Source organism: Hydrogenophaga sp. FW305-3-2-15-A-LB1 (genome assembly GCF_058787875.1).
In genome coordinates, this window is the sequence record NZ_JBYTAE010000059.1 from 18,339 (window position 1) to 40,756 (window position 22,418).

At 67.6% G+C, this 22,418-nt stretch carries 20 protein-coding genes; 6 read left to right on the top strand and 14 right to left on the bottom strand.

Features of this window, described 5'->3' with window-relative positions:
* Positions 1-9: 9 nt before the first annotated feature.
* Positions 10-1,740, bottom strand: coding sequence for a ShlB/FhaC/HecB family hemolysin secretion/activation protein (locus AC3WPZ_RS18185; RefSeq protein WP_492440843.1), 1,731 nt, complete (start codon positions 1,738-1,740; stop codon positions 10-12).
* A 207-nt stretch (positions 1,741-1,947) separates the two neighbouring features.
* Entirely contained in the window at positions 1,948-3,300 is a 1,353-nt protein-coding gene (locus tag AC3WPZ_RS18190; RefSeq protein ID WP_492440845.1) for a D-amino acid dehydrogenase, read from the bottom strand.
* A 153-nt stretch (positions 3,301-3,453) separates the two neighbouring features.
* Between AC3WPZ_RS18190 and AC3WPZ_RS18195 the strand changes: the two genes are divergently transcribed.
* Together AC3WPZ_RS18195 and AC3WPZ_RS18200 are read left to right on the top strand one after the other, a co-directional pair.
* Positions 3,454-4,383, top strand: a complete 930-nt coding sequence (locus AC3WPZ_RS18195) for a LysR family transcriptional regulator ArgP (RefSeq protein ID WP_382322707.1) — start codon at positions 3,454-3,456, stop codon at positions 4,381-4,383.
* A 99-nt stretch (positions 4,384-4,482) separates the two neighbouring features.
* Positions 4,483-5,130, top strand: coding sequence for a TetR/AcrR family transcriptional regulator (locus AC3WPZ_RS18200; RefSeq protein ID WP_492440847.1), 648 nt, complete (start codon positions 4,483-4,485; stop codon positions 5,128-5,130).
* Positions 5,131-5,198: 68 nt separating this feature from the next.
* On the opposite strand, the gene AC3WPZ_RS18205 is transcribed toward AC3WPZ_RS18200, so the two are convergent.
* From AC3WPZ_RS18205 to AC3WPZ_RS18215, 3 genes are all read right to left on the bottom strand, one after another.
* Entirely contained in the window at positions 5,199-5,621 is a 423-nt protein-coding gene (locus AC3WPZ_RS18205; protein WP_291120438.1) for a universal stress protein, read from the bottom strand.
* A 69-nt stretch (positions 5,622-5,690) separates the two neighbouring features.
* Positions 5,691-6,488, bottom strand: a complete 798-nt coding sequence (locus AC3WPZ_RS18210) for a metallophosphoesterase (RefSeq protein ID WP_382163458.1) — start codon at positions 6,486-6,488, stop codon at positions 5,691-5,693.
* A 23-nt stretch (positions 6,489-6,511) separates the two neighbouring features.
* Positions 6,512-7,519 carry a LysR family transcriptional regulator gene (locus AC3WPZ_RS18215; protein ID WP_492440855.1) on the bottom strand — a complete coding sequence of 336 codons (1,008 nt, stop codon included), beginning with the start codon at positions 7,517-7,519 and terminating at the stop codon, positions 6,512-6,514.
* 105 nt (positions 7,520-7,624) lie between these two features.
* Here AC3WPZ_RS18215 and AC3WPZ_RS18220 point away from each other — a divergent pair, with 105 nt between their 5' ends.
* Entirely contained in the window at positions 7,625-8,200 is a 576-nt protein-coding gene (locus AC3WPZ_RS18220) for a hypothetical protein (RefSeq protein ID WP_382322708.1), read from the top strand.
* Between the two features lie 127 nt (positions 8,201-8,327).
* Here the strand turns inward: AC3WPZ_RS18220 and AC3WPZ_RS18225 are convergent, their stop codons facing one another.
* From AC3WPZ_RS18225 to AC3WPZ_RS18245, 5 genes are all read right to left on the bottom strand, one after another.
* Complete coding sequence (locus tag AC3WPZ_RS18225; protein ID WP_382163452.1) at positions 8,328-10,187, bottom strand: phosphoenolpyruvate carboxykinase (GTP); 1,860 nt, start codon at positions 10,185-10,187, stop codon at positions 8,328-8,330.
* A gap of 370 nt (positions 10,188-10,557) precedes the next feature.
* Entirely contained in the window at positions 10,558-10,701 is a 144-nt protein-coding gene (locus AC3WPZ_RS18230; protein ID WP_382163450.1) for a hypothetical protein, read from the bottom strand.
* A gap of 59 nt (positions 10,702-10,760) precedes the next feature.
* On the bottom strand, positions 10,761-11,189 hold the full coding sequence (locus AC3WPZ_RS18235) for a PaaI family thioesterase (RefSeq protein ID WP_382322709.1): 429 nt from the start codon (positions 11,187-11,189) through the stop codon (positions 10,761-10,763).
* 4 nt (positions 11,190-11,193) lie between these two features.
* Positions 11,194-12,654 (bottom strand): mechanosensitive ion channel, encoded by a 1,461-nt coding sequence (locus AC3WPZ_RS18240; RefSeq protein WP_492440849.1) that lies wholly within the window; start codon positions 12,652-12,654, stop codon positions 11,194-11,196.
* Positions 12,655-12,736: 82 nt separating this feature from the next.
* Positions 12,737-13,936, bottom strand: coding sequence for a threonine ammonia-lyase (locus AC3WPZ_RS18245; RefSeq protein ID WP_382163442.1), 1,200 nt, complete (start codon positions 13,934-13,936; stop codon positions 12,737-12,739).
* A 308-nt stretch (positions 13,937-14,244) separates the two neighbouring features.
* Between AC3WPZ_RS18245 and AC3WPZ_RS18250 the strand changes: the two genes are divergently transcribed.
* Positions 14,245-16,512, top strand: a complete 2,268-nt coding sequence (locus AC3WPZ_RS18250; protein ID WP_382163792.1) for an ATP-binding protein — start codon at positions 14,245-14,247, stop codon at positions 16,510-16,512.
* 129 nt (positions 16,513-16,641) lie between these two features.
* Here the strand turns inward: AC3WPZ_RS18250 and AC3WPZ_RS18255 are convergent, their stop codons facing one another.
* From AC3WPZ_RS18255 to AC3WPZ_RS18265, 3 genes are all read right to left on the bottom strand, one after another.
* The gene (locus AC3WPZ_RS18255; RefSeq protein WP_291120422.1) at positions 16,642-16,992 is read right to left on the bottom strand and encodes a hypothetical protein; all 351 of its coding nucleotides are present in this window, start codon (positions 16,990-16,992) and stop codon (positions 16,642-16,644) included.
* 180 nt (positions 16,993-17,172) lie between these two features.
* Positions 17,173-19,083, bottom strand: coding sequence for a DNA helicase RecQ (gene recQ / locus AC3WPZ_RS18260; RefSeq protein ID WP_492440851.1), 1,911 nt, complete (start codon positions 19,081-19,083; stop codon positions 17,173-17,175).
* A 5-nt stretch (positions 19,084-19,088) separates the two neighbouring features.
* Positions 19,089-19,508: a rhodanese-like domain-containing protein gene (locus AC3WPZ_RS18265; RefSeq protein WP_382163436.1), complete on the bottom strand. Its 420-nt coding sequence runs from the start codon at positions 19,506-19,508 to the stop codon at positions 19,089-19,091.
* A gap of 81 nt (positions 19,509-19,589) precedes the next feature.
* Between AC3WPZ_RS18265 and AC3WPZ_RS18270 the strand changes: the two genes are divergently transcribed.
* Both AC3WPZ_RS18270 and AC3WPZ_RS18275 read left to right on the top strand, forming a co-directional pair.
* Positions 19,590-20,636, top strand: a complete 1,047-nt coding sequence (locus tag AC3WPZ_RS18270; RefSeq protein WP_382322711.1) for a homocysteine S-methyltransferase family protein — start codon at positions 19,590-19,592, stop codon at positions 20,634-20,636.
* A gap of 216 nt (positions 20,637-20,852) precedes the next feature.
* Positions 20,853-21,800: a TerC family protein gene (locus AC3WPZ_RS18275; RefSeq protein ID WP_492434568.1), complete on the top strand. Its 948-nt coding sequence runs from the start codon at positions 20,853-20,855 to the stop codon at positions 21,798-21,800.
* 4 nt (positions 21,801-21,804) lie between these two features.
* On the opposite strand, the gene AC3WPZ_RS18280 is transcribed toward AC3WPZ_RS18275, so the two are convergent.
* On the bottom strand, positions 21,805-22,418 hold a 614-nt coding region (locus tag AC3WPZ_RS18280), incomplete at its 5' end, for a cyclic nucleotide-binding domain-containing protein (protein ID WP_492440853.1).

Consider the following 22,418-nt stretch of genomic DNA (forward strand, 5'->3'; position numbering starts at 1 on the left):
ATCCCTGGGTCAGAAGGAAGCGCTGAAGCTGAAGCCAGCCACCTCGCTGTGGGTCTGGAAGTGCGTGGGCTTGCTGATGGACTTGCCGATGAAGAGGTCGTAGTTCAGGCGCTTGAGGTTGCCGCGCATGCCGATCACTGCGCCCGCCAAGTGGCGCCCCACCAGGAACTGGGTGGAGGGGCCACTGACCGAGCCGTAGTCCACGCCCAGGTAGGCCTCGGCGTCCCCCAGCGTCCAGCCCAGGTCGTTGCGTGCGAACCAACCTCGCTCGGCTGAAAGAGAAGACTCACCGTCAAAGCCGCGCACCGTGTAGCGACTGCCGATGGCGAAACGGTCCTGCGGTGTGAGCAAGGTGCCGTTGCGTTGCACCCGCAAAGCGCCCCCATAGCGCAGCTTTTGATCGCCCAGCGTGAAAGGGGCGTTGAGGTTCACATCGAGCGTGGTGATGCGCATGCGCGACGTGCCTTCGTCGAAGGCCTCTTCGGGTGCTGGTGTGGCGCCGAACGCAGCGGTGCCGCGCTTGTGCGCGAGGCTCACATCCAGCGTGCTGCTGCCGATGAAGGCCCGGTGCGCCAGACCGAATTCCCAGCCGCCAGTGGCGCGCCGCTGGGTTTCCACTTCCGTGTCATCGATGTAGTTGCTGGAGCGGCGCAGCCAGCCTTTGAGGCTCGCGCTGGTCTTTTGGCTGGCGTTGCGGTGCAGCAGCCGCGAGAGTTTGATTTCGGCGTTTTCGCTTCGGCCGCTGTACACATAGTCTTGATTCAGTCCGGCCACGCTCTGGTGGTAACGGTTGGCAGATTGAGCGATGCCCAGCAGCCAGAAGTCCATCGGAACCGAGTAGTGAACCGTGTGCCCCTGCGTGCCGCGCTTGCCCGGCTGGCCACCGCCCAGGTCCTGGTTTAACGTGACGTAGAACAGGTCGTTGAGCGTCCACCAGTGGTCGTAGCTGAGGGTGGCGCTGCCCTGGTATTTGCCCGTGCTTTTGGAGCCGCTGTCGTCCAGCGTGGCATTGAAGCGGAAGGGCAACACTTGCCGCCAGGAAACGACAAGGTCGCTCTGCGTCGGCGCGCCCCCGGGTTCGATCTGGAGATCTGCGGCCACTGTGGGCAGACGCTTGAGGTTTTCCAAGCCCTGCTCCACGTCGCGCAGGTTCAGGATGTCGCCAGGCTTGGCTGGCAAGGCGTTCCACAGGTTGGCGCGGGGATCAGGGACCGCGAAGCGAAAGGTCCTGATGCGGCCGGGCAGCAGGGTCAGCGTGAGGCGCCCGTGGGCAAGATGTTGTGCCTGAAGAACGATGCGCGAAGTGACGTACCCGCGCTCCATCAAGGCCTGTTGGGCGCGGCCAGCGGCAACGTTGACCCCTTCGATGCCCAGGCATCGGCCGATGGCAGGATCGTGGCCGGCGATCAAGCCATCGAGTGCCCACTGAAAGGACCCGCTCGAATCACCGGTCAATGCGACTTCGTGGATGGGCAGACAACGAGCCTCGACCTCTGGCCACGGTTTGAGCGGTTCAAGTGCTGGTGGTGGCGGTGCCTTGGGCTCGGCCTGAAGCTGCCTACGCTGCGCGCTTTCGCGCTCCTGCTGCAAGCGCTCTTGCTGTTCACCCTGCTGACGCAGCCCTTGCGATGGCGCCGTCGGCGCTTGCGCGTGCGCAGTTCCCGCCATGCTCCCTAAGAGCAACACCGCCCAGCTCAGTGCATGCCGACGAATGTCCTGCTCATGGATGCCCTTGCGCATCCCTCCCACGTGCAACCAATTCACATCCCACCCCAGATCTGTTGTTCCAGAACGGGGAAGTCAGATGGTCGTTAAGCTTTTGGCCGCGTCATCGTTCCTCCCCGAAGAGCGCGGAGTTTTTAAGTGCGACTTGGGCTTGTGGGATGAAAGTGCCGGAGTGCAGTGTTTGAACTACAAAGTGACTGAAAGGGGGACCAAAACGATTTGTCAGCTGCGTGACGTTGTTTGCAACCGCCGCACGCCAGCCGGCGCGGTCGCCTGCGTGCGGGTTCCCATGCCCTGGAACCCGAAGTTCATCGCTGGTTGCTCACCGTGGATGAGTTCTGCAATCGCTTTGCCGGAGCCCGCGCCATGCGTCCAGCCCAGCGTGCCGTGGCCGGCGTTGATCCACAGCTTGCGCAGCTTGGTGCGGCCGATCAAGGGGATGTTCGTCGGCGTGGCGGGGCGCAGGCCGCACCAGAACTGCGGGTCACCGCCTTCGTCGGCCGTGCGGGTGTCGGCCACACCGGGGAACACCTGTTCGATGCGGCGCACCAGCATGTCGCAGCGCTTGCGCGCCAGCGGCGTGTCGAGCGAGAGATCGAAGCCGCCGAGTTCGATGGTGCCGGCCACACGCAGCTGGTTGCCCAGCCGCGAGACGGCGCATTTCATCTGGTCGTCGAGCAGGCTCACAGAGGGCGCGCGCTCGGGGTTCAACAGGGGCAGGGTGGCGCTGTAGCCTTTGCCAGGGTAGATCGGCACGTTCACACCCACCGAGGCGAGCAGCGGCGTGGAGTACGAGCCACAGGCCACGACGAAGGCGTCGGCCTTGAGCACGCTGGCCAGGCCGGTGATGCGGTCGCGCACGCGCACCTGGCGCACTTCGCGGCCGTCGCTTTCCAACTGCTCGATGTCGTGGCCGAACAGCAGCCGCGCGCCGCGCTGGCCGCACAGGGCCGCGAGTTGCTGCGTGAACACGCGCGCGTCGCCCGATTCGTCGCTCTGGGTGTAAGTGCCACCGACGATGCAATCGCCAAAGGCCTGGAGCGCTGGTTCGATGGCAAGCAACTCTTCGCGAGTGACCACGCGGCGCTGCACGCCGAAGCGCTGCATCACCGCGGCCGCGTCGGCCGCGCCATCGAAGGATTTCTGGTCGGTGTAGTAGTGCGCGATGCCGCGTTCGAGGCGGTTGTATTCGATGCCGGTCTCGGCCACCACGTCCTTCAGGGCCGCATGGCTGTAGGCGCCCAGCGCCACCAGTTGCGCCACGTTGCGCACGAAGGCCTTGTCGTTGCACTGGGCCAGGAACTGCAGGCCCCAGCGCCATTGCGCCCAGTCGAGCTGTGGGCGGAACAGCAGCGGCGATTCGTCGAAGAACATCCACTTCAGGGTCTTCAGTGGCGCGTCCTTGTTGGCCCAGGGTTCGCAATAGCTCACCGAGATCTGCGCCGCGTTGGCGAAGCTGGTCTCCAGCGCGGCGTCCGGCTGCCGGTCGACCAGGGTGACCTCGTGGCCTCGCTGCAGCAGGTGCCACGCCGTGCTGACTCCGATGATGCCCGCGCCCAACACCGTGACTTGCATGATCCGCTCCACAAAAAAGGGGATGGTGAATGCGCCGCAGTATGGAAAATATCGGGTGCTTGGTGAAGTGAAATTAAACTAAAATCGCGTTCATCAGAACGACTTATGTGCAGGCCACAAGCCGCGCACGCCGCTCTCTGCCGGAGGTTTCCCATGAGCACCTTTGATCCAGACGCCCTTGAATGCCTGGCCGCCATCATCGAAGAGGGCGGTTTCGAGCGCGCCGCGCAGCGCCTCTCGATCACGCAATCCGCCGTCTCGCAGCGCCTGCGCGCGCTGGAGGCGCAGGTCGGCACGGTGCTGATCGTGCGCAGCCGCCCGCTCAAACCCACGGCGGCGGGGCAGCTCATGCTCAAGCACGCCAAGATGATGCGGCTGCTGCGGGCCGATCTGGAGAAGGACCTCAAGGAGCTCGCGCCCAGTTCCACCGGCAACGGGCGCGACGACGAGCGCATCTCGGTGGCGATCAACGCCGACAGCATCGCCACCTGGGCCTTGCCCGCGCTCGACGCCCTGGCGCAGGGCGGCCTGCCGATCGAGATCATCACCGACGACCAGGAGTTCACCCACGAGTGGCTGCGCGAAGGCCAGGTGCTGGGCTGCGTGACCTCGCTGGGGCAGGCCTTGCGGGGCTGCAAGATGGAAGCCCTTGGCACCATGGACTATGTGGTGGTGGCGCAAGCCGCCTACGCCGCCGAGCATTTGCCCAAGGGCCTGAACGCGCACAACTTCCACAAGGTGCCCTTCGTGGCCTTCAACCGCAAGGACAACCTGCAGCACGGCTTCGTGTCCAAGGCCTTCGGTCTTTCGCGCGTGATGCTCAAGCAGTTGTTCGTGCCGTCCAGCGAAGGCCAGGTGCGCGCGGTGATGGCGGGCTGGGGCGTGAGTGTGTTGCCCGAATTGCGCGTGCGCGACCTGTTGGCCCGCGGCGAGCTGGTGAACCTCGCGCCGCGCCATCGGCTGGGCGTGGCGCTGCATTGGCATTGCTGGAACCTCAATTCCGACGTGCTCGATGCGCTGAGCACGGCCCTGCGCCGCGCCGCCGCCCACAACCTTCGAGGCGTCGAGGCGGTGGCGGCCTGAGGTCGGAAAACCCGTTCGGCCGAATGGTGACTCACCGGTCATGATGTCGACGCATGCGTCGATCTGATGCAGAATCCGGGACCAGTCACAAGGGCTTCCATGGTCAGCGCCGTCGCCAAATCCCCCGTTCTTCCGGTTCCCAAGCGCAGTTTCCGCGCGCAGATGCACCTGGCGCGCGAGGACGCGATCATCACGGCGGTGAACCGCCTGCTGGCCGAAAAGGGCTTCGAGGCCATGACCCTGGACGAGGTGGCGATCGAGGTCGGCATCGCCAAGGCCAGCCTCTACAAGCATTTTTCCAGCAAGGAAGACCTCGCGGCGGCGGCCATGGTGCGGGTGATGGAGCGTGCCCAGGCGTTTCTTGACAAGCTGCAGGGCGAGTCCACCGGCGCGCGACCGATCGACCAGCTCAAGGCCGTGGCGCGCTGGACGATGGAGGTGCAGCTCGCCGGTGAAATGCCGTCGCTGCCGAGCGAGAACTCCAGCCTGCGCGCCGCGCTGACCACCAACAAGGCCTATGTGGATGGCCTCATGGAGGTGAGCGAGCGCCTGGGCGCCTGGATCACGGCGGCGCAGGCCGACGGCAGCCTGAACCCGGCCCTGCCGCCCATTGCCGTGCTCTACACCTTGTACGCACGCGCCTGCGACCCGGTGCTTGGTTTCCTCAAAGGCAGCGAGCAGTACGACAACGAGCAGATCATCCAGATGGTGCTGAGCACCTGTTTCGACGGGCTGCGGGCGCGCTGACGGCGCTGGCCGCACGACCATGAAAAAGGGCCGCGGATGCGGCCCTTTCTGCGTGGGAGCGGGGGATGTCAGCGCACCAGCAGCACCGGCACGCCGCAGTGGGCCAGCACCTGCGTGGCGACCGAACCCATCACCAGGTTGCCCAGGGCGCTGTGGCCGTGCGAACCCATCACCAGCAGGTCGAACTTGCCGCCGTCGGCCGCCTTGGAAATCTGTTCGCCGGGCGAGCCGACCTTGTGGATCGCCTTGGCATCGATGCCATGGCGCTTGAGGAACTTGGCCACCGTGCCGGTGACCTTGGCGGATTCTTCCTCGTAGTACTCGTTGGCCGCCGCGGCGCCCACGGCCGCGCGTGCGCGGGGAGGCAGCGGGGCTTGCACGGTGATCATCGAGAAGCTGTTGTTCGAGCCGAACATCTCGCCGTGCGTGGCCAGGTAGGCCAGCATCTTCTTGGTGTAGGCGCTGCCATCGACAGCCAGCAGAATCTTCATAGGTTCTCTCCTTCTAGGTTGAATCAGTGCGCAGTGTATGTCCTTGGCGCACAAGGACCTTGCGCTGGCTCAAACCGCGGCAAGGCCCGGCCGCGCCGGCACGTCGATCAACTGGTCCGGCAGAAAACCGTCCTGTTCGTTCTTCACCGCGTAGCCCAGCGGGTTGGCCACGATGCGGCAACGCCCGACCTGCACGTCCGTGGGGCAATGCAGGTGCCCGTGCAGCCAGAGGTCGGCCTGCGGCAGCCAGGCGTCCAGCCCGTTGCAGAAGCCGGCCGTGCCCGGGCTCAGGCCGTAGCGCGGGTCGGCGCTGTGCAGGGTGGGCGCGAAGTGGGTGACGACGACGGTGGGGCCGTCGAACGGTTCGGCCAGGGCGCCGCGCAGCCAGTGCTGGCACTCCAGGGCGAGGGCGCGCATGGCTTCGGCGTCGAACAGTTGCCCGTCGCGCTGGCCGGCCATCTTGACGAGGTAGTGGTTGGCGGCGCGGTAGGCCTTCTCGCGCTCGCCGAGCACGTCGTAGTCGCTCCACAGCGTGGTGCCCACGAAGCGCACGCCCTGCATCACGCGCGTCTCGCGCTCCAGCCAGATCAGGCCCAGGCGCTCGCAGGTCTCGCGCAGGCGGTCGTGGGCGTCGTCCACATCGAGCGCGTCGTACTCGTGGTTGCCCGGCACGAACAGCACCGGCACCGGCCAGTCGGCAAAACGGCCCAGGCCCCAGTCGGCTTCGTTCATGGCGCTGCCGTCGCGGCGCAGCTGGTACGAGCCGACATCCCCGGCCAGCACCAGCAGGTCGGCGCCCGGTGCCGGCATGGGCACAAAGTCGGGGTTGGCTTCGAGGTGCAGGTCGCTGAGCAGCTGGAGTTTCATGCGCGCATTGTGGTCCAGGGCGCTCAAGCCTTGGGCTTGCGGGGGCGTTGCGGCGGTGGTGCGTTGGTGGGTGGGGCAGGGCGAAAACCGATGTTGGCGGCGCGCGCCACCGTCTCCCGCAGCCAGCGGTGCGCCATGTTCTGTGTGGCCTGGCGGTGCCACAGCGAGTCCACGTGCACGGGGGGCACCTGCAGGGGCAGGTCGCACAGGGCCAGCTCGTGCTCCATGCCGGTGGCGCCGACGAAGTGGCGCGGCAGCACCGTGAGCAGGTCGGTCGTGGCCACCACCCGGCCGGCGGTGAAGAACTGGTTGACGGTGATCACGACGCGGCGCTGGCGCGAGATGGCCGCGAGCGCCTCGTCCACGAAACCGAAGGGGCGGCCCGAGAAGCTCACCAGCATGTGGCGCGCATCGCAGTAGCTGTCCAGGCTCAGGGGCTGGCCGGCCAGCGGGTGCCCGCGCCGCATGACCACCACGTACTCGCCGTCGTACAGGCGCTGGTGGTGGAAGTGCGGGTCGTTTTCCTGCAGGTGCATGGCGCCCAGTTCGGCCAGCACGCCGGGAAAGTGCCCGATCGCCAGGTCCACCGTGCCCGACTCCAGCAGGCCGCGCGGGTCGCGCGTGGTCAGCGGCAGCACGCGCAGGTTCACGCCGGGCGCCTCGCTCTCCAGCAGGTCCATCAGCCCGGGGATGAGCTTGGCGGCGGTGGCGTCGGCCATGGCGAGCACGAAGGCGTTGCGCGCGCTCGCCGGGTCGAAGGCGCCCGGGGCGAGCGACTCGCGCAGCATGTGCAGGGCATCGCGCACCGTGGGCCACAGGGCCAGCGCCACCGGCGTGGGCTCCACCCCATAGCCCGAGCGGCGCACCAGCTCGTCGCCCATCACCTCGCGCAGGCGGCGCAGCGCGTTGCTCACCGCCGGCTGCGTCATGGCCAGGTTGTGGGCCGCGCGGGTGAGGCTGCGCTCGGTCATCACCTCGTCGAAGACGCGCAGGAGGTTCAGGTCGAGGGTTCGGAAATTCAGGCCATTTATCACCCGGGTGAATATAAGACATCACAAAGATAAAGTGGCTAAATACTAGGGCAAACCCTAATATTCGCTTGTCCAAAAGACATTTTTCTATTTCTGGAGTTCGCCATGAGCACATACGCATCCCTTCCTTCTGCCCCGCTGGGCCTGCGCCCGGCATCCACGCCCGCGCACAAGGGTGTCGACGGCATTCAGCGCCGCAACGACAGTGCGCGTGGTCTTTCCGTCATGCTGCTGGCCGCCGTCGTGGCCGCCATGGTCGTGGTCGCCGATCGCCTGATCAGCACCTGGGCCGATGGCCAGCTGTTCCTGGCCTGGGTCTTCCTGTGGGTCGTGGTCTTCGCCGGCATGGCCCTGTTTGCCGACACGGCCCGTTCGCTGGCCCGCCGCGCGGTGGTTTCGCTGGACGGCTGGTCGCAAGCCCTGGCCGAAGCGCGCGCCGAAACCCGTCTCTGGGAAATGGCCCGCATGGACCACCGCCTGATGAACGAGCTGATGGCCGCCCGCGCCCGCGCTGCGGACGAGAGCGAAGTCGAGGCCCCGGTGGCGCAGGCGACGTCCTTCACCGAAGCCCTGGAGCCGCTGGGTCTGCCCGAAGCCACCCGGGCCGCTGAACCGCAGGTGGGCTACTGGGAACGCCTGGGCACCGCCCGCGCGCGCAACCGCCTGATGTACTACATCTGAGCGTTCCACGCGCCCACAAAAAAGCCACCGGGTCCGGTGGCTTTTTTTTGCCCTGGCCGGTGGGTCCGGGGCGCGCCGGTGGGCCGCAGATCGTGCGGACCACCGGTGTGATCGAGTGCGGCCTGTCTCAGGCCGCCAGGCGCTTCTCGATCTGCGCTTTGGTCTCCTCGAGTTCCCGGGGCAAGTGGTAGGCCAGCTGGGTGAACAACTCGGCGTGCAGCTCGAGTTCCTGGGCCCAGGCGGCGCGGTCGATGTGGGTCACGGTGCGGTACTGGTCGGCGGAGAAGTCCAGGCCGTTCCAGTGGATGTCTTCGAAGCGCGGGCTCACGCCGAAGGCGTGTTCGGTGCCGGCGCCGGCCTGGCCTTCGAGGCGGTCGATCATCCACTTGAGCACGCGCATGTTCTCGCCGAAGCCGGGCCAGACGAACTTGCCGGCCTCGTCCTTGCGGAACCAGTTCACGCAGTAGATCGCCGGCAGCTTGGCGCCCTGGCTGGCCAGCTTGCCGCCCACGTCGAGCCAGTGCTGGAAGTAGTCGCTCATGTTGTAGCCCGTGAAGGGCAGCATGGCGAACGGGTCGCGGCGCACCACGCCTTGCGCGCCAAAGGCGGCAGCGGTGGTTTCCGAACCCATGGTGGCGGCCATGTAGACGCCTTCGGTCCAGTTGCGGGCCTCGGTCACCAGCGGCACGGTGGTCGAGCGGCGGCCGCCGAAGATGAAGGCGTCGATCGCCACGCCCTTGGGGTCGTCCCAGGCCGGGTCGAGTGCGGGGTTGTTGGTGGCGGCCACGGTGAAGCGCGCGTTCGGGTGGGCGGCCTTGGCGCCGGTTTCCTTGGCGATCTGGGGCGTCCAGTCCTTGCCTTGCCAGTCGATGGCGTGGGCCGGGGCTTCGCTCATGCCTTCCCACCACACGTCGCCGTCGTCGGTCAGCGCGACGTTGGTGAAGATCACGTCGCGGTCCAGGCTGGCCATGCAGTTCGGGTTGGTCGCCGTGTTGGTGCCCGGCGCCACGCCGAAGTAACCGGCTTCGGGGTTGATGGCGTACAGGCGGCCGTCCTTGCCGGGCTTGATCCAGGCGATGTCGTCGCCGATGGTCGTCACGCTCCAGCCCTCGAAGCCCTTGGGCGGGATCAGCATGGCGAAGTTGGTCTTGCCGCAGGCGCTGGGGAAGGCGGCGGCCACGTGGTACTTCTTGCCCTGTGGGTTGGTCACGCCCAGGATCAGCATGTGCTCGGCCAGCCAGCCCTGCTGGCGGCCCATGTTGGACGCGATGCGCAGCGCAAAGCACTTCTTGCCCAGCAGGGCGTTGCCGCCGTAGCCCGAGCCGTAGCTCCAGATCTCGCGCGTCTCGGGGTAGTGCACGATGTACTTGGTGGTCGGGTTGCAGGGCCAGGCGGTCTGATCGGTTTCGCCTTCGGCCAGCGGTGCGCCCACGGTGTGCACGCAGGGCACGAACTCGCCGTCGGCGCCGAGCACGTCGAACACGGCCTTGCCCATGCGGGTCATGAGCTTCATGTTGACGGCCACGTAGGCGCTGTCGGAGAGCTCGATGCCGATGTGGGCGATCGGGCTGCCCAGCGGGCCCATGCTGAACGGCACCACGTACATGGTGCGGCCGCGCATGCAGCCGTCAAACAGCGGCTGCAGGGTCGCGCGCATCTCGGCGGGCGCCTTCCAGTTGTTGGTCGGGCCGGCGTCTTCCTGTTTTTGCGAGCAGATGAAGGTGCGGTCTTCCACGCGCGCGACATCCGAGGGGTCGGAGCAGGCGAGGAAGCTGTTGGGGCGCTTGACCGGGTCGAGCCTCTTGAGCGTGCCGGCGTCCACCAGCTGCTGGCACAGGCGGGCGTACTCCTCCTCGCTGCCATCGCACCAGTAGATGCTGTCGGGCTTGCACAGGGCGGCCATGTCGGCCACCCAGGCGATCAGCCGGGCGTTCTTGACATAGGAGGGGGTGTTGAGGGCCAGGCCCTGCATCACGGGTGAGTTCATGGAGTCGCTCCAGAAGTTTGTAAACCGGCATGCCTCAGAGACACCGACAGCCGCGGGCGTCATGCAGATGACGGGGCGGCTGTCCAAGGGGTCCCTTTGGCGAAAAAGGGCGGTCGGCGCGTGGGGGGGCTGCGGTGCGGATGGCGGGGCAGCAGGGGGAGATGAAACCCGGGTCGGTGGATCCGGGCTTGATCAGCGTGTCGGCCAATGCCCCGATTTTAAGAAAGCGACCGCTCCGTTACGAGGCGGTTACATGCAAAACCCGCATAACGTGATGCATTAAACGGTTGGGCCGGGTGTGGGGCAGGGCGCCCAAAAAGAAAGGCCGAAGGCCCCGGCGGGCGTTCGGCCTGGCGGAACCCGGGCGGGTTCAGGCCATGTAGATCGCGATGAAAGCGAGCAGGAACATCAGCACGCCACCTGCGACCGGCAGCACGACGGGCATGTAGGGGACGATGGATTCCACCATGTCCTGGGGCTGGTCGTGGGGGGTGTGCTGCTGGTGCTGGGCCATGTGACGCTCCGTCGAAAGTTCAAAACTCCCGGGATTTTACGGGATGCGGCGCGGCAGGTTCAGAGCAGGGCGTAGGTCGTGCTCGCGCGGCACACGCTTTTGCCGTCGCTGACCCCGCTGATGTCGATCTCGCCGAACACCAGGTTCTTGCCCGCGCGCACCACGCGCGCGGTGATGCGCGCGTCCTGACCGGAGAGCGGCTTGAGGAAGCTGGTGTTGAGCTGCACCGTGGTCATGGGCCGGCGGGTGCCGAGCTGGGTGACGATGGCCAGCACCATGGCGGTGTCGGCGGCCGACATCATGGCCTGGCCGCACAGCATGCCGCCCACGCGCGAGAGCTGGTCGCTCTGCGGCAGGCGCAGGGTGACTTCGCCGTCGGCGAAGGACTCGACCCGCAGGCCCATGGCCTGGATCCAGGGCGCGAACCAATCGGCCAGCAGGCCTTGAAGCAAATCAACGGTGACGGGGGTCTCGGGGTTCTGCGTCATGCGCTCAGTCCTCGCGGCGGAATTTGGAGAGCCAGTGGTCCATCAGCTTGCCGGCCGCTTCGCGCCCACCCAGACCGAAGGACAGCGCCACGGCCACGGCCACCGCACCCAGCGTGAGGCCGAAGGCCAGGTTGACGATGTCGTCAGCGATGCCCATGGCGCGCAGGCCCATGGCGATCACCAGCGCCAGGATGGCGTAGCGCCCGATGCGCGCCAGGCCCTTGGTGCCGGGGCCGCTGGCGCGGTCGATGGCGTCGTAGGCCAGGTTGGCGAGCCAGAAACCGATCACCAGGATGGCCGAGCCCAGCAGGATGTCGCCACCAAAGCGGATGAAGCTGGCGACGATGCTGCTGACCTGTCCGAAACCGAGCTGCGCGGCCGCCTCCACGGTGGCGAACAGCATGGCGAAGAACAACACGACCCGGCCCACGGCGGTGGAGGCGCTGGTCTTCTCGAAGGCATGGGCCATGTTCACGCGCGCGGGCAGGGTGTCAAAGCCCAGCGTGGCCAGCAGGGTCGCCAGCAGCTTGCTGGCGAACGAGGCCACCAGCCAGGTGACGACCAGGATCAGCGCGGCGGCGATCAGGTTGGGCACGGCCTGCAGCAGGGTGTTGAGCATGTCGGTGGCCGGGCGCGAGATGGCTTCGATCTTGAGCGCGTCGAGCGCGGCGATCAGCGACGGCAGGAACACCGCCACGAACACCAGCATGCCGATCACCCGCGAGAGCTGCACCGTGTCGGCCAGCCCGGCGCGGCTGCCGAGCTGGTCCACGCCGGCGGTGCGGCTCAGGTGGGTGGTGAGGTTGCGCAGCACCGTGGCCACGATCCAGCCCACGCCACCGATCACGAACGCGGCCACCGCGTTGGGCAGCATGTCCAGGGTCTTGGTGACCATGGCGCGCAGGGGGTCGAGCAGGCCGTCCATCTGCAGCGCGCCCAGGATGGCCGGCACGAACAGCAGGATCACCAGCCAGAACAGCGCGCCGGCGAGGCTGTCGCTGATGGGCGCCATGTCGGCGTGCTCCGAGAGCTTTTCGTCGAGCGTGGTCTTGTCCAGCAGCTTCTGTGAGAGCGCGCGCACCACGCCGGCCACCAGCCAGGCCACCAGCGCGAGCAACAGGCCACCCATCAGGCGCGGCGCATATTCAAAGAGCTGGGTGGTGAAGACCGAAAACGGGCCGGAAACGATGGCGAGGTTCAGCGAGTTGAACACCGCCACCAGGGTGAGCAGGATCACGATCCAGAACAGCGCGAGAGCGACCGCGCCCTCGATGTCCACGCGCGTGTTGGTGAGTTTGCCGAAGCGGTGGTTGACGCCCACGAAGCCCAGGCTCTTGCGCGTCGCGGCGCGCACCAGCACCGCGATGAGCCAGCCCAGGATGAAGATGGCGAGCGCGCCGAGCAGTTGCGGGATGTGGGTGCCCAGCGTGCTTTGCAGCGAGTTCCACAGCGTGTTCGTGTCCATGCCCTACCTCCTGTCGCGTTGGCCGTTGATCGGCCGATGATGCCGGAGGCCTTGCCGCAGCGTCAACCGGTGGGCGCGCGGGTCAGAGCAGGGTGGTGTCGAAGCCCGCTTCGCGCAGGCGCTCGATGACCTGTTCGATGTGTTCGCGCCCACGCGTCTGCAGCACGAGTTCGATCGCCACGTTCTGCGCCGCCAGCAGCGTGAAGGCGCGCTGGTGGTGCACTTCGTCGATGTTGGCGCCGGCCTCGGCCACGGTGGCCGTGATGCGCGCCAGGTTGCCGGGCACGTCGCGCGCGTTGACCTGGATGCGCGCCAGGCGGCCCGCGCGCACCATGCCGCGCTCGATGATGGAGGCCAGCAGCATCGGGTCGATGTTGCCGCCGCTCAGCACCAGACCCACGCGCTTGCCCGCGAAACGCTGCGGGTGTTTGATGAGCGCGGCCAGGCCGGCGGCGCCCGCGCCTTCCACCAGCGTCTTCTCGATCTCCAGCAGCATCACGATCGCCTGCTCGATGTCGCCCTCGTCGACCAGCAGCAGGTCGTCCACCCGCTGGCGGACGATGGCCTCGGTGACCACGCCCGGCGTGCCCACCGCGATGCCCTCGGCAATCGTGCTCGTGCCCTGCGGCAGGTTCGTGCCCTTGATGGCGTTGACCATGGCGGCAAAGCGCTCGGTCTGCACGCCCACGATCTCGATGTCGGGCCGGATCGCCTTGGCGGCCGTGGCGATGCCGGCGATCAGGCCGCCGCCGCCGATGGCGATCACCAGCGTGTCCAGGTCGGGCTGCTCGCGCAGCATTTCCAGCGCCACCGTGCCCTGGCCGGCGACGATCGCCTCGTCGTCGTACGGGTGCACGAACACCAGGCTCTGCTGCTGCGCCAACTCACGGGCGTGCGCGCGAGCCGCATCCAGCGTGTCGCCGTGCAGCAGCACCTCGGCGCCGAAGCCGCGCGTGCGCTCCACCTTCACGCCCGGCGTGAAGCGCGGCATGACGATCACCGCGCGCACGCCCAGCCGGTGCGCGTGGTAGGCCACGCCCTGGGCATGGTTGCCCGCGCTCATGGCCACCACGCCGCGCGAGCGCTCCTCGGGCGTGAGCTGCGCCAGCTTGTTGCAGGCGCCTCGTTCCTTGAAAGAGGCGGTGTATTGCAGGTTCTCGAATTTCAGGAAGACCTGACAGCCGGTGAGCTGGGAGATGGTGCGCGATTCGACGAAGGGCGTGTCCAGCACCTGACCGGCGAGGCGACCGGCGGCGGTCTGGATGTCGTGTAGTTGCAGCATGGCGCGATTGTGTACCGGCCGTGACGGTGTGGTGCGAGGGCAAAGCCCGACAAATTGCTCAAACCGTTCGTATCACTCTCTTCCATGATTCATCAAGCTGGGTTATGGTCCGCTGAAATGTCGGCTCCCCTGGCATGGCGTCACGGGAAGGCATTTCTGGAGGTGTCTGGATGACCAAGCGCTCGCTGCAGTCCGCTGCATCGGCGGCCCGCACCGTACTCGATGCACGCGAAGGCCGTGCCCCTCTCGCGGGCGAGGGGCGCGTTTTCGTGCCCCATGGCCTGCGCCAGGCGCCCGTGCTCGACCTCATGTGCTCGCATTTCGTGCTCACGCTGGCCGCGCGCCAGGGCCCGCGCTTCAACGTGCGGCGCGACCTCAACACCTTGCTCTCGCTCGCCGGCCGCCACCTGGTGTGGCCCCACACCGTGCTGCTGCGCCTGCGCGAGTTCCTGCAGCGCCGCTGCAAGGACAACGAACTCTGGAGCGGCCACGACGGCCTGACCACCAACGCCTTCATGGAGCGCTACGGCGTGTGGCGCGGTCCGTACGAAGAAGGTACGCTGTTCTTCTACCTGGACGAGTACGCCAAGGAGTCGCCCAAGGACCTGCTGTCGGTGCTGGCGGTCACCGGCGACTGGCTCAGCCACTCGCTCAAGAAGCAGTCCACGCTGGTGGAGAAGAACATCGACGCGCTGGCCAGCCTGCTGCAGCTCAACCGCGCCGAGCGCGCACTGCTGCTGTACGGCACGCTCGCGCGCTACCAGCGCGACCTGCGCTCCATCCTGGTCGAGTTCAAGGTCAACAACGCGCCCGAGGCCTACGCGGCCATCGCCGACGTGGCCGGCGTGAAGGCCAGCGAGGTGGGCGAGGCGCTGCGCGCCGGCTCGCGCCTGGAGCGCATCGGCATGGTGGAGAACCTGATCTCCGAGCACAACATCACCGACCTGGCCGACCTCATGAAAGTGAGCGAGAAGCTGCCACCGGTGCTGATGCGTGAGTACCGCACGCAAAGCGAGCTCATGGCCGTGTTCACCCGGCCGGCCGCGCGCTCGGCGCTGACCGCGAAAGACTTCGACTATGTGGGCGAAGACGTGCGCCTGCTCTGCGGCCTGCTGCGCGAGGCCGTGGCGCGCAAGGAGCCGGGTGTGAACGTGCTGATGTACGGTCCGCCCGGCACCGGCAAGACCGAACTCGCGCGCGTGGTGGCGCAGGCCGCCGGCCTGGAACTCTTCGAGGTGGAGTACGCCGACCGCGACGGCAACGCGCTCTCGGGCCGCGACCGCTACCGCTCGCTGCAGATCGCGCAGGTGTTCCTCAAGGGCACGGCGCACTCGGCGCTGCTGTTCGACGAGGTGGAAGACGTGTTCCCGCCGATCTCCAGCGAGGCGGCGCAGATCATGGCGCGCGCCGAACACGTGGCGGCCGCGCACACCGGCAGCGTCAGCGGCAAGGCCTGGGTCAACCAGATCCTGGAGACCAACGCCGTGCCCACGCTGTGGGTGACCAACCGCATCGAGCAGATCGACCCGGCCTTCCGCCGCCGCTTTGCCTACCACCTCGAACTCAAGAGCCCGCCGCCCGGCGCGCGCGAGCAGCTGGTGCGCAAGACGCTGGAAGGCGCGCCGGTGTCCGATGGCCTGGTGGCGCGACTGACCGAACGCAAGGGCCTCACGCCCGCGCAGATCCGCACCGCGCTGCGCTTCGCGCAGCTGGCGGGCCAGCCCGCGCCCAAGCGCGGCAGCAAGGCGCGGGCGGCCGAGGCGGCCGCGCCCGTGCTCGACGAACTGATCGAGCGCCAGCTCAAGAACGCCGACCTGGCCCTGGGCCGCAAGCCCGACCTGGTGCAGCGGCCCAGCGCCACGCAGTACAGCCTGGACATGCTCAACGTCGAATCGCGCTACGAACTGCCGCGCGTGATCGCCGCGCTCAAGGCGCGCGGCCATGGCTGCCTGTGTTTCCACGGCGCGCCCGGCACCGGCAAGACCGCGCTGGCCGAGCACATGGCCCAGCAGCTGGACCGCCCGCTGATGATCCGCCGCGCGAGCGACCTGGTGAGCAAGTTCGTGGGCGAGACCGAGCAGCAGATGGCGGCCATGTTCCGTGAGGCCGAGGCCGAGAAGGCGGTGCTGCTGCTCGACGAGGCCGACAGCTTCCTGCAGGACCGGCGCGGCGCGCAGCGCACCTACGAGGTGACCGAGGTCAACGAGATGCTGCAGGGCATGGAGCGCTTCGCCGGCATCTTCATCTGCACCACCAACCTGATGGACAGCATCGATCAGGCGGCACTGCGGCGCTTCACCTTCAAGATCCGTTTCAAGCCGCTCACGGCGAGGCAGCGCGAGACCATGTTCGTGGTGGAGGCCCTGGAGGGCGATGCCACGCGCCTGGACGCGGGCTTGGCCGCCCGGCTGGCCAAGCTGGAGCAGCTCTGCCCGGGCGACTTCGCGGCCGTGAAGCGCCAGGTGGAGATCCTGGCCGAAGCGCTGGCCCCCGAGGAGTTCATGGCCCAGCTGGAGGCCGAGCACCGCATCAAGCCCGAAGTGCGCGAGGCCAGGGGCATCGGCTTCGTGCACTGATCGAACGAGGCAAAAGAAAAGGCCACCCGAAGGTGGCCTTTTCTTATCCAGTGGCAGCGCGGAACCGGCTTTGCCGGGCCGCTGCCGCCGCCCCTGGGGGTGACGCCGCAGGCGGCGCAGGGGGGATGGTCAGTGCAACAAGGCCATCGGGCCGCTGGGCAGGTCGTCCGCCGAGTACTCGGGGTGGTTGGAGACGAAGAAGCGCAGTTTCTGGTCGAGCCGGGCGACGCGGCTGTTGGCCACGCTTTCGCAGTGGTGCTTGGAAATCAGGCTGAACAGCTTGCTGCGCAGGAACCAGAGATCCTTGGGCGTCTGGCAGGACATCAGCGCGGCGTGCACGCGCTGGCGCACCGGGTCCTTGATGTCGGCCATGGCTTCATGGAACTCGTCAACCAGAAAATCCAGTTCCAGCACCTGGGTGTCGTGGTACTGCGGCTGTACCTGCCGGGATTTGCCAAACCATGGCAACCTGAAAAACATGACGCGCTCCGTTTCGTGGGTCTCAGGCCGAGGGGACAAGAAGTCCTCCGGCTACATCTGAAACATCGGCGCGGCAGGCGCAAGCTTGAGCGGCAGCGGGGCCCGACAGGCGGTGCGCCGACAGGCGGTTGAGGGTCTAGAACCTAGGTAATCAAAGGCCGGGAAAGCGCCCGGCTGGCATCAGACGAAAGCACTCACGACCCGAAGCACGTCCGAGCCGTAGGCTTCGCGCTTTTTCTGGCCGATGCCGGCAATGCCGTCCAGATCGGCCAGGGTTTCGGGTTTGCGGCCGGCGATCGCGCGCAGGGTCGCGTCGTGGAAGATCACGAAGGCCGGCAGGTTGTGCTCGCGCGCCACGCCCGCGCGCCAGGCCTTGAGGGCCTCCAGGCATTCGCGTTCGGACAGGCTGAGCGGCACGCCATCGTCCTTGGCGGTGGCGCGCGAAGCGCGTTGCCGGCCGCTGCGCGCCGAGCTGGTGGCCTTGTCCGCCAGCGACTTGAGCCACACCGGGCTCTGGCCCTTGAGGATGTCGCGCGCCGCGTCGGCCAGGTGCAGGGTGTTGTAGGGCGCGTCGTGCACCTGCACCGCCTCGCGCGCGATCAGCTGGCGCAGCAGCGCGCGCCACTGGGTTTCGGAGAGGTCGGCGCCGATGCCGAAGGTGGACAGCTTCTCGTGGCCGTACTGCTTGACCTTGTCGGTGGCCTTGCCGCGCAGGATGTCCATGATGTGGCCGGCACCGAAGGCGGTGCCGCTGGCCTGCTGCACGCGGTAGATGCACGAGAGCAGCTTGCGCGCCGATTCGGTCGCGTCGTGCAGCTCGGGCGGCGTGAGGCAGTTGTCGCAGTTGCCGCAAGGCTGGCTGGCTTCGCCGAAGTACGACAGCAGGCGCACGCGCCGGCAGTCGCTGGCTTCGGCCAGCGTGAGCAGCGCGTCGAGCTTGCCGCGCAGCACCTGCTTGAATTCGTCCGCCGCCGGACTTTCGTCGATCATGCGGCGCTGGTTCACCACGTCCTGCAGGCCGTAGGCCATCCAGGCGTTGGCGGGCTCGCCGTCGCGGCCCGCGCGGCCGGTCTCCTGGTAGTAGCCCTCGATGTTCTTGGGCATGTCCAGGTGGGCCACGAAGCGCACGTCGGGCTTGTCGATGCCCATGCCGAACGCGATCGTGGCCACCATGATCAGGCCCTCCTCGCGCAGGAAGCGGTCCTGGTGGCGCTGGCGCACGGCCGCGTCCAGGCCCGCGTGGTAGGGCAGCGCGTTGAAGCCGGCCTCGCACAGCATCGTGGCCACTTCCTCGACCCGGCGGCGCGACTGGCAGTAGACGATGCCGGCGTCGTGACCGTCGGCACCGGTGTGCTCGTCGCGGATGAAGCGCTGCAGCTGGGTTGTGGCGTCCTTCTTCTCCACCAGCTGGTAGCGGATGTTGGGCCGGTCGAAGCTGCTGATGAAGGTGCGCGCTTCCTGCAGCTGCAGGCGCTCGACGATGTCGGCGCGCGTGAGGTCGTCGGCGGTGGCCGTCAGGGCCACGCGCGGCACGCCGGCGTAGCGCTCGTGCAGCACCACCAGGGCGCGGTACTCGGGGCGGAAGTCGTGGCCCCACTGGCTCACGCAATGCGCTTCGTCGATGGCGAACAGGCTGAGCTTGCCGCGCTCGTGCAGCGAGTCCAGCAGGGCCAGGAAACGCGGCGTGGTCAGGCGCTCGGGCGCCGCGTAGAGCAGGGTGAGCTCGCCGCGCAGCATCTGCTTCTCGACCTGCTGCGCGTCTTCCAGCGACAGGCTGGAGTTGAGAAAGGCCGCGGCCACGCCAGCCTCGATCAGCGCGCCCACCTGGTCGTGCATCAGCGCGATCAGCGGCGAGATCACCACGGTCAGGCCCTGGCCGGCGCGCTCGCGCACGATGGCCGGCACCTGGTAACACAGCGACTTGCCGCCACCCGTGGGCATGAGCACCAGCGCGTCGCCACCGGCGCCCACGTGCGAGACGATGTCGGCCTGCGGGCCCCGGAAGGCGTCGTAGCCGAACACCTCGTGCAACACGCCGAGGCTGGTTTCCAGGATTTCGCTGCCGGGGGCGATGTCGATGGCTTCGGTCATCCGTTTTACATCTGCTCCCAGGGCAGGCCGTCGTGGCGCCAGCCGTTGAGGCTGGAGCGCTTGAAGTCGTCGTTGAGTTCGCCCTCGAAGCCGTGCAGCACGTGCGCCACGTCGCTGAAGCCGGCGGCCTCCAGGGCCTGGCCCGCGTCCAGCGTGCGTTTGCCGCTGCGGCAGATCAGCAGGATCGGCCGGTGCTTGCCGCCGGCCTCCTGTTCGACCGACGACGCAAAGCGCGCCGGGTCGGGCGTGAGGTCGGGGTATTCGTACCAGGGAATGTTCTCCACGCCGGGCGGGCGGCCCACGTAGAGCGACTCGATCTCCATGCGCACGTCGACAAACAGCGGGGGCTCTTCGCCACGGGCCGCGCGCTGCTCGCGTTCGGCCTGCAGCCAGGCCCAGGCCTGCTGGGGCGTGAGGTGTTTCATGGCGGGTATTGTCGGGGAATTCGCAGGGCCGCCCGGATGACCGTGGGCCCTGGGCCTGGGAGGCTACCTACAATCCAGGGCATGAACGCCCCTGCCTACACCCGCGCCCAGGCGCTGCCCGAGATCCTGAAGCACCGCATCGCCATCCTCGATGGCGCCATGGGCACCATGATCCAGCGCTTCAAGCTGGGTGAGGTCGAGTACCGGGGCGAGCGTTTCAAGGACTTCCACAAGGACGTCAAGGGCAACAACGAGCTGCTCAGCCTCACGCGCCCGGACGTGATCCGCGACATCCACGAGGGTTACCTCGCCGCCGGCGCCGACCTGATCGAGACCAACACCTTCGGCGCCACCACCATCGCGCAGGACGACTACGAGATGGGCCACCTCGCGCGCGAGATGAACCTGGCCTCGGCCCGCCTGGCCCGCGAGGCCTGCGACAAGTTCAGCACGCCCGACAAGCCGCGCTTCGTGGCCGGCGCCCTGGGCCCCACGCCCAAGACCGCGAGCATCAGCCCCGACGTGAACGACGCCGGCGCGCGCAACGTCACCTTCGAGCAGCTGCGCGCGGCCTACCTGGAGCAGATCGAGGCCCTGGTCGAAGGCGGGGCCGACGTGCTGCTGGTCGAGACCATCTTCGACACGCTCAACGCCAAGGCCGCGCTGTTCGCGGTGGACGAGTTCTTCGAACAGTCGGGCCAACGCCTGCCGCTGATCATCAGCGGCACCGTGACCGACGCCTCCGGCCGCATCCTCAGCGGCCAGACCGTGACCGCCTTCTGGGCCAGCGTGCGCCACCTGCAGCCGCTGGCCGTGGGCCTGAACTGCGCGCTGGGCGCGGCGCTGATGCGCCCCTACATCCAGGAACTGGCCAAGGCCGCGGGTGACACCTTCATCAGCTGCTACCCCAACGCCGGCCTGCCCAACCCCATGAGCGACACCGGCTTCGACGAGACGCCGGCCGACACCAGCCGCCTGCTGCGCGAGTTCGCGGCCGAAGGTCTGGTCAACATCGTGGGCGGCTGCTGCGGCACCACGCCGCAGCACATCGAGGCGATCCGCCTGAGCGTGGAGCCCATGGCGCCGCGCAGCGTGCGGCGCGACTTCTTCTACAAGGAAGCGGCCTGAAGCCCCACGGCGGCGCGGGGTTTGAAGGACCTCGTGCATAATCGCCGTTCCCTTCAAGGGGAGTAGTCAGTCCACCACCCGGCGTCCAGCCGGGCCTCGGTGGGCGGGGTTTCCGTCATTACGTGGCCTGCGGGCCACCGGGAATCCAGAGCCGCGCCACGCGCGGTGGTGACAAGACCTTGGGGTGTTTGTTCAACACCAACCTGAGGTTTTTCAATGGAAAGCATTGCCCCGCTGTGGCTGTGGGTCGTCTTCGTCGTGTTCGTCGTGGCGGCTCTGTTCGTGGATTTCGTCGTGCTCAAGAAGCAGGGCTCGCACGCCGTGGGCGTGAAGGAGGCGCTGAACTGGTCGTTCGCCTGGGTGGCGCTCAGCCTGCTGTTCAACGGCCTGTTCTGGTGGGCCGTGAAGGACGCCACCGGTTCGAGCGCGATCGCGACCGAGAAGTCGCTCGAGTTCCTCACCGGCTACCTGATCGAGAAGAGCCTGGCGGTCGACAACATCTTCGTCTTCCTGCTGATCTTCAGCTACTTCGCCGTGCCGGCGGCGTTCCAGAAGCGCGTGCTCATGATCGGCATCCTGGGCGCGATCGTGTTGCGCACCGTGATGATCCTGGTGGGCGGCTGGCTGCTGGCGCAGTTCCACTGGATCCTCTACGTGTTCGGCGCCTTCCTGGTGCTCACGGGCGTGAAGATGTGGTGGGCCGCCGGCCAGGAGCCCAGCCTGGACGAGAACCCCGCGCTGAAACTGCTGCGCCGCGTGCTGCCCGTGAGCAAGGGTTTTGACGGCGAGAAGTTCTTCACCGTGGAGAACGGCAAGCGCATCGCCACGCCGCTGCTCATGGTGATCTGCCTGGTCGGTTTCACCGACGTGATCTTCGCGGTCGACTCCATCCCGGCCATCTTCGCGGTCACGCGCGACCCGTTCATCGTGCTGACCAGCAACGTGTTCGCCATCCTGGGCCTGCGCGCCATGTTCTTCCTGCTGCAGGCCGCGGCGAGCCGCTTTCACCTGCTCAACTACGGGCTGGCGCTGATCCTGGTTTTCATCGGCACCAAGATGCTGCTGATCGACATCTACAAGATCCCGGTCGCGGTGGCGTTGGGCGTGGTGCTGTCCATTCTGGCCATCACCATGCTCTGGAGCGCGCGCACGGCGAAGGCCTGACGCTTCAGTCCAGGTCGGGCACCAGCCGGTCGATCTCCTGCTGCATGGAGAACACCAGCTGGCTGTAGAGCTGCAGCTTGCTGTCGGCCTCGCGCAGGCGCCGGCTCAGGCGCAGCGCCACGGCGCTGAGCAGCTTGGCGGCGGTGGCGGGCTCTTCGGCGATCAACGCTTCCAGCGCATCGCGCGTGAGCACCGCGCAGCGCACTTCGGTGCTGGCGGTGCAGGTGGCCGAGCGCGCCGCGCCGTCCATCAGCGACATCTCACCCATCAGGTGGCCGGGGCCGAGCACGTTGACGGTCTGGGCGTCGACGCGGCTCACGTTGAGCGCCTCGACCGTGACCTCGCCTTCCACCACCAGCGCCATGAAGCCGTCGTCACCGCTGCCCCCGCTGTCGCCCTGGCGGATGATGGCCTCGCCCTCGGCGCAGCGCCGCACCTCCATGTAAGCCACCACCGTGAGCGCCTCGCGCTCGCTGAGCTGGATCAGCGCGTTCGCCGAGCGCAGCAGCTCCGCCGCGCGCCGGGCCGTGCCCGAAGCGCTCGCGCGGGCGCGGCGCTCGTTGGGGCGCGCGCCGAACAGGGTGTTGAACAAGGCCATGGCGGGTGACGGGTGGGCGG

Excerpts from the sequence above, each read along its gene's own strand:
- AC3WPZ_RS18275 (WP_492434568.1), top strand. The coding sequence starts at position 20,853 with ATGGAAAGCATTGCCCCGCTGTGGCTGTGGGTCGTCTTCGTCGTGTTC.
- AC3WPZ_RS18190 (WP_492440845.1), bottom strand. The coding sequence starts at position 3,300 with ATGCAAGTCACGGTGTTGGGCGCGGGCATCATCGGAGTCAGCACGGCG.
- AC3WPZ_RS18270 (WP_382322711.1), top strand. The coding sequence starts at position 19,590 with ATGAACGCCCCTGCCTACACCCGCGCCCAGGCGCTGCCCGAGATCCTG.
- AC3WPZ_RS18185 (WP_492440843.1), bottom strand. The coding sequence starts at position 1,740 with ATGCGCAAGGGCATCCATGAGCAGGACATTCGTCGGCATGCACTGAGC.
- AC3WPZ_RS18235 (WP_382322709.1), bottom strand. The coding sequence starts at position 11,189 with ATGACGCAGAACCCCGAGACCCCCGTCACCGTTGATTTGCTTCAAGGC.
- AC3WPZ_RS18200 (WP_492440847.1), top strand. The coding sequence starts at position 4,483 with ATGGTCAGCGCCGTCGCCAAATCCCCCGTTCTTCCGGTTCCCAAGCGC.
- AC3WPZ_RS18195 (WP_382322707.1), top strand. The coding sequence starts at position 3,454 with ATGAGCACCTTTGATCCAGACGCCCTTGAATGCCTGGCCGCCATCATC.
- AC3WPZ_RS18230 (WP_382163450.1), bottom strand. The coding sequence starts at position 10,701 with ATGGCCCAGCACCAGCAGCACACCCCCCACGACCAGCCCCAGGACATG.
- AC3WPZ_RS18210 (WP_382163458.1), bottom strand. The coding sequence starts at position 6,488 with ATGAAACTCCAGCTGCTCAGCGACCTGCACCTCGAAGCCAACCCCGAC.
- AC3WPZ_RS18240 (WP_492440849.1), bottom strand. The coding sequence starts at position 12,654 with ATGGACACGAACACGCTGTGGAACTCGCTGCAAAGCACGCTGGGCACC.
- AC3WPZ_RS18205 (WP_291120438.1), bottom strand. The coding sequence starts at position 5,621 with ATGAAGATTCTGCTGGCTGTCGATGGCAGCGCCTACACCAAGAAGATG.
- AC3WPZ_RS18265 (WP_382163436.1), bottom strand. The coding sequence starts at position 19,508 with ATGAAACACCTCACGCCCCAGCAGGCCTGGGCCTGGCTGCAGGCCGAA.
- AC3WPZ_RS18255 (WP_291120422.1), bottom strand. The coding sequence starts at position 16,992 with ATGTTTTTCAGGTTGCCATGGTTTGGCAAATCCCGGCAGGTACAGCCG.
- recQ (WP_492440851.1), bottom strand. The coding sequence starts at position 19,083 with ATGACCGAAGCCATCGACATCGCCCCCGGCAGCGAAATCCTGGAAACC.
- AC3WPZ_RS18250 (WP_382163792.1), top strand. The coding sequence starts at position 14,245 with ATGTGCTCGCATTTCGTGCTCACGCTGGCCGCGCGCCAGGGCCCGCGC.
- AC3WPZ_RS18220 (WP_382322708.1), top strand. The coding sequence starts at position 7,625 with ATGAGCACATACGCATCCCTTCCTTCTGCCCCGCTGGGCCTGCGCCCG.
- AC3WPZ_RS18225 (WP_382163452.1), bottom strand. The coding sequence starts at position 10,187 with ATGAACTCACCCGTGATGCAGGGCCTGGCCCTCAACACCCCCTCCTAT.
- AC3WPZ_RS18245 (WP_382163442.1), bottom strand. The coding sequence starts at position 13,936 with ATGCTGCAACTACACGACATCCAGACCGCCGCCGGTCGCCTCGCCGGT.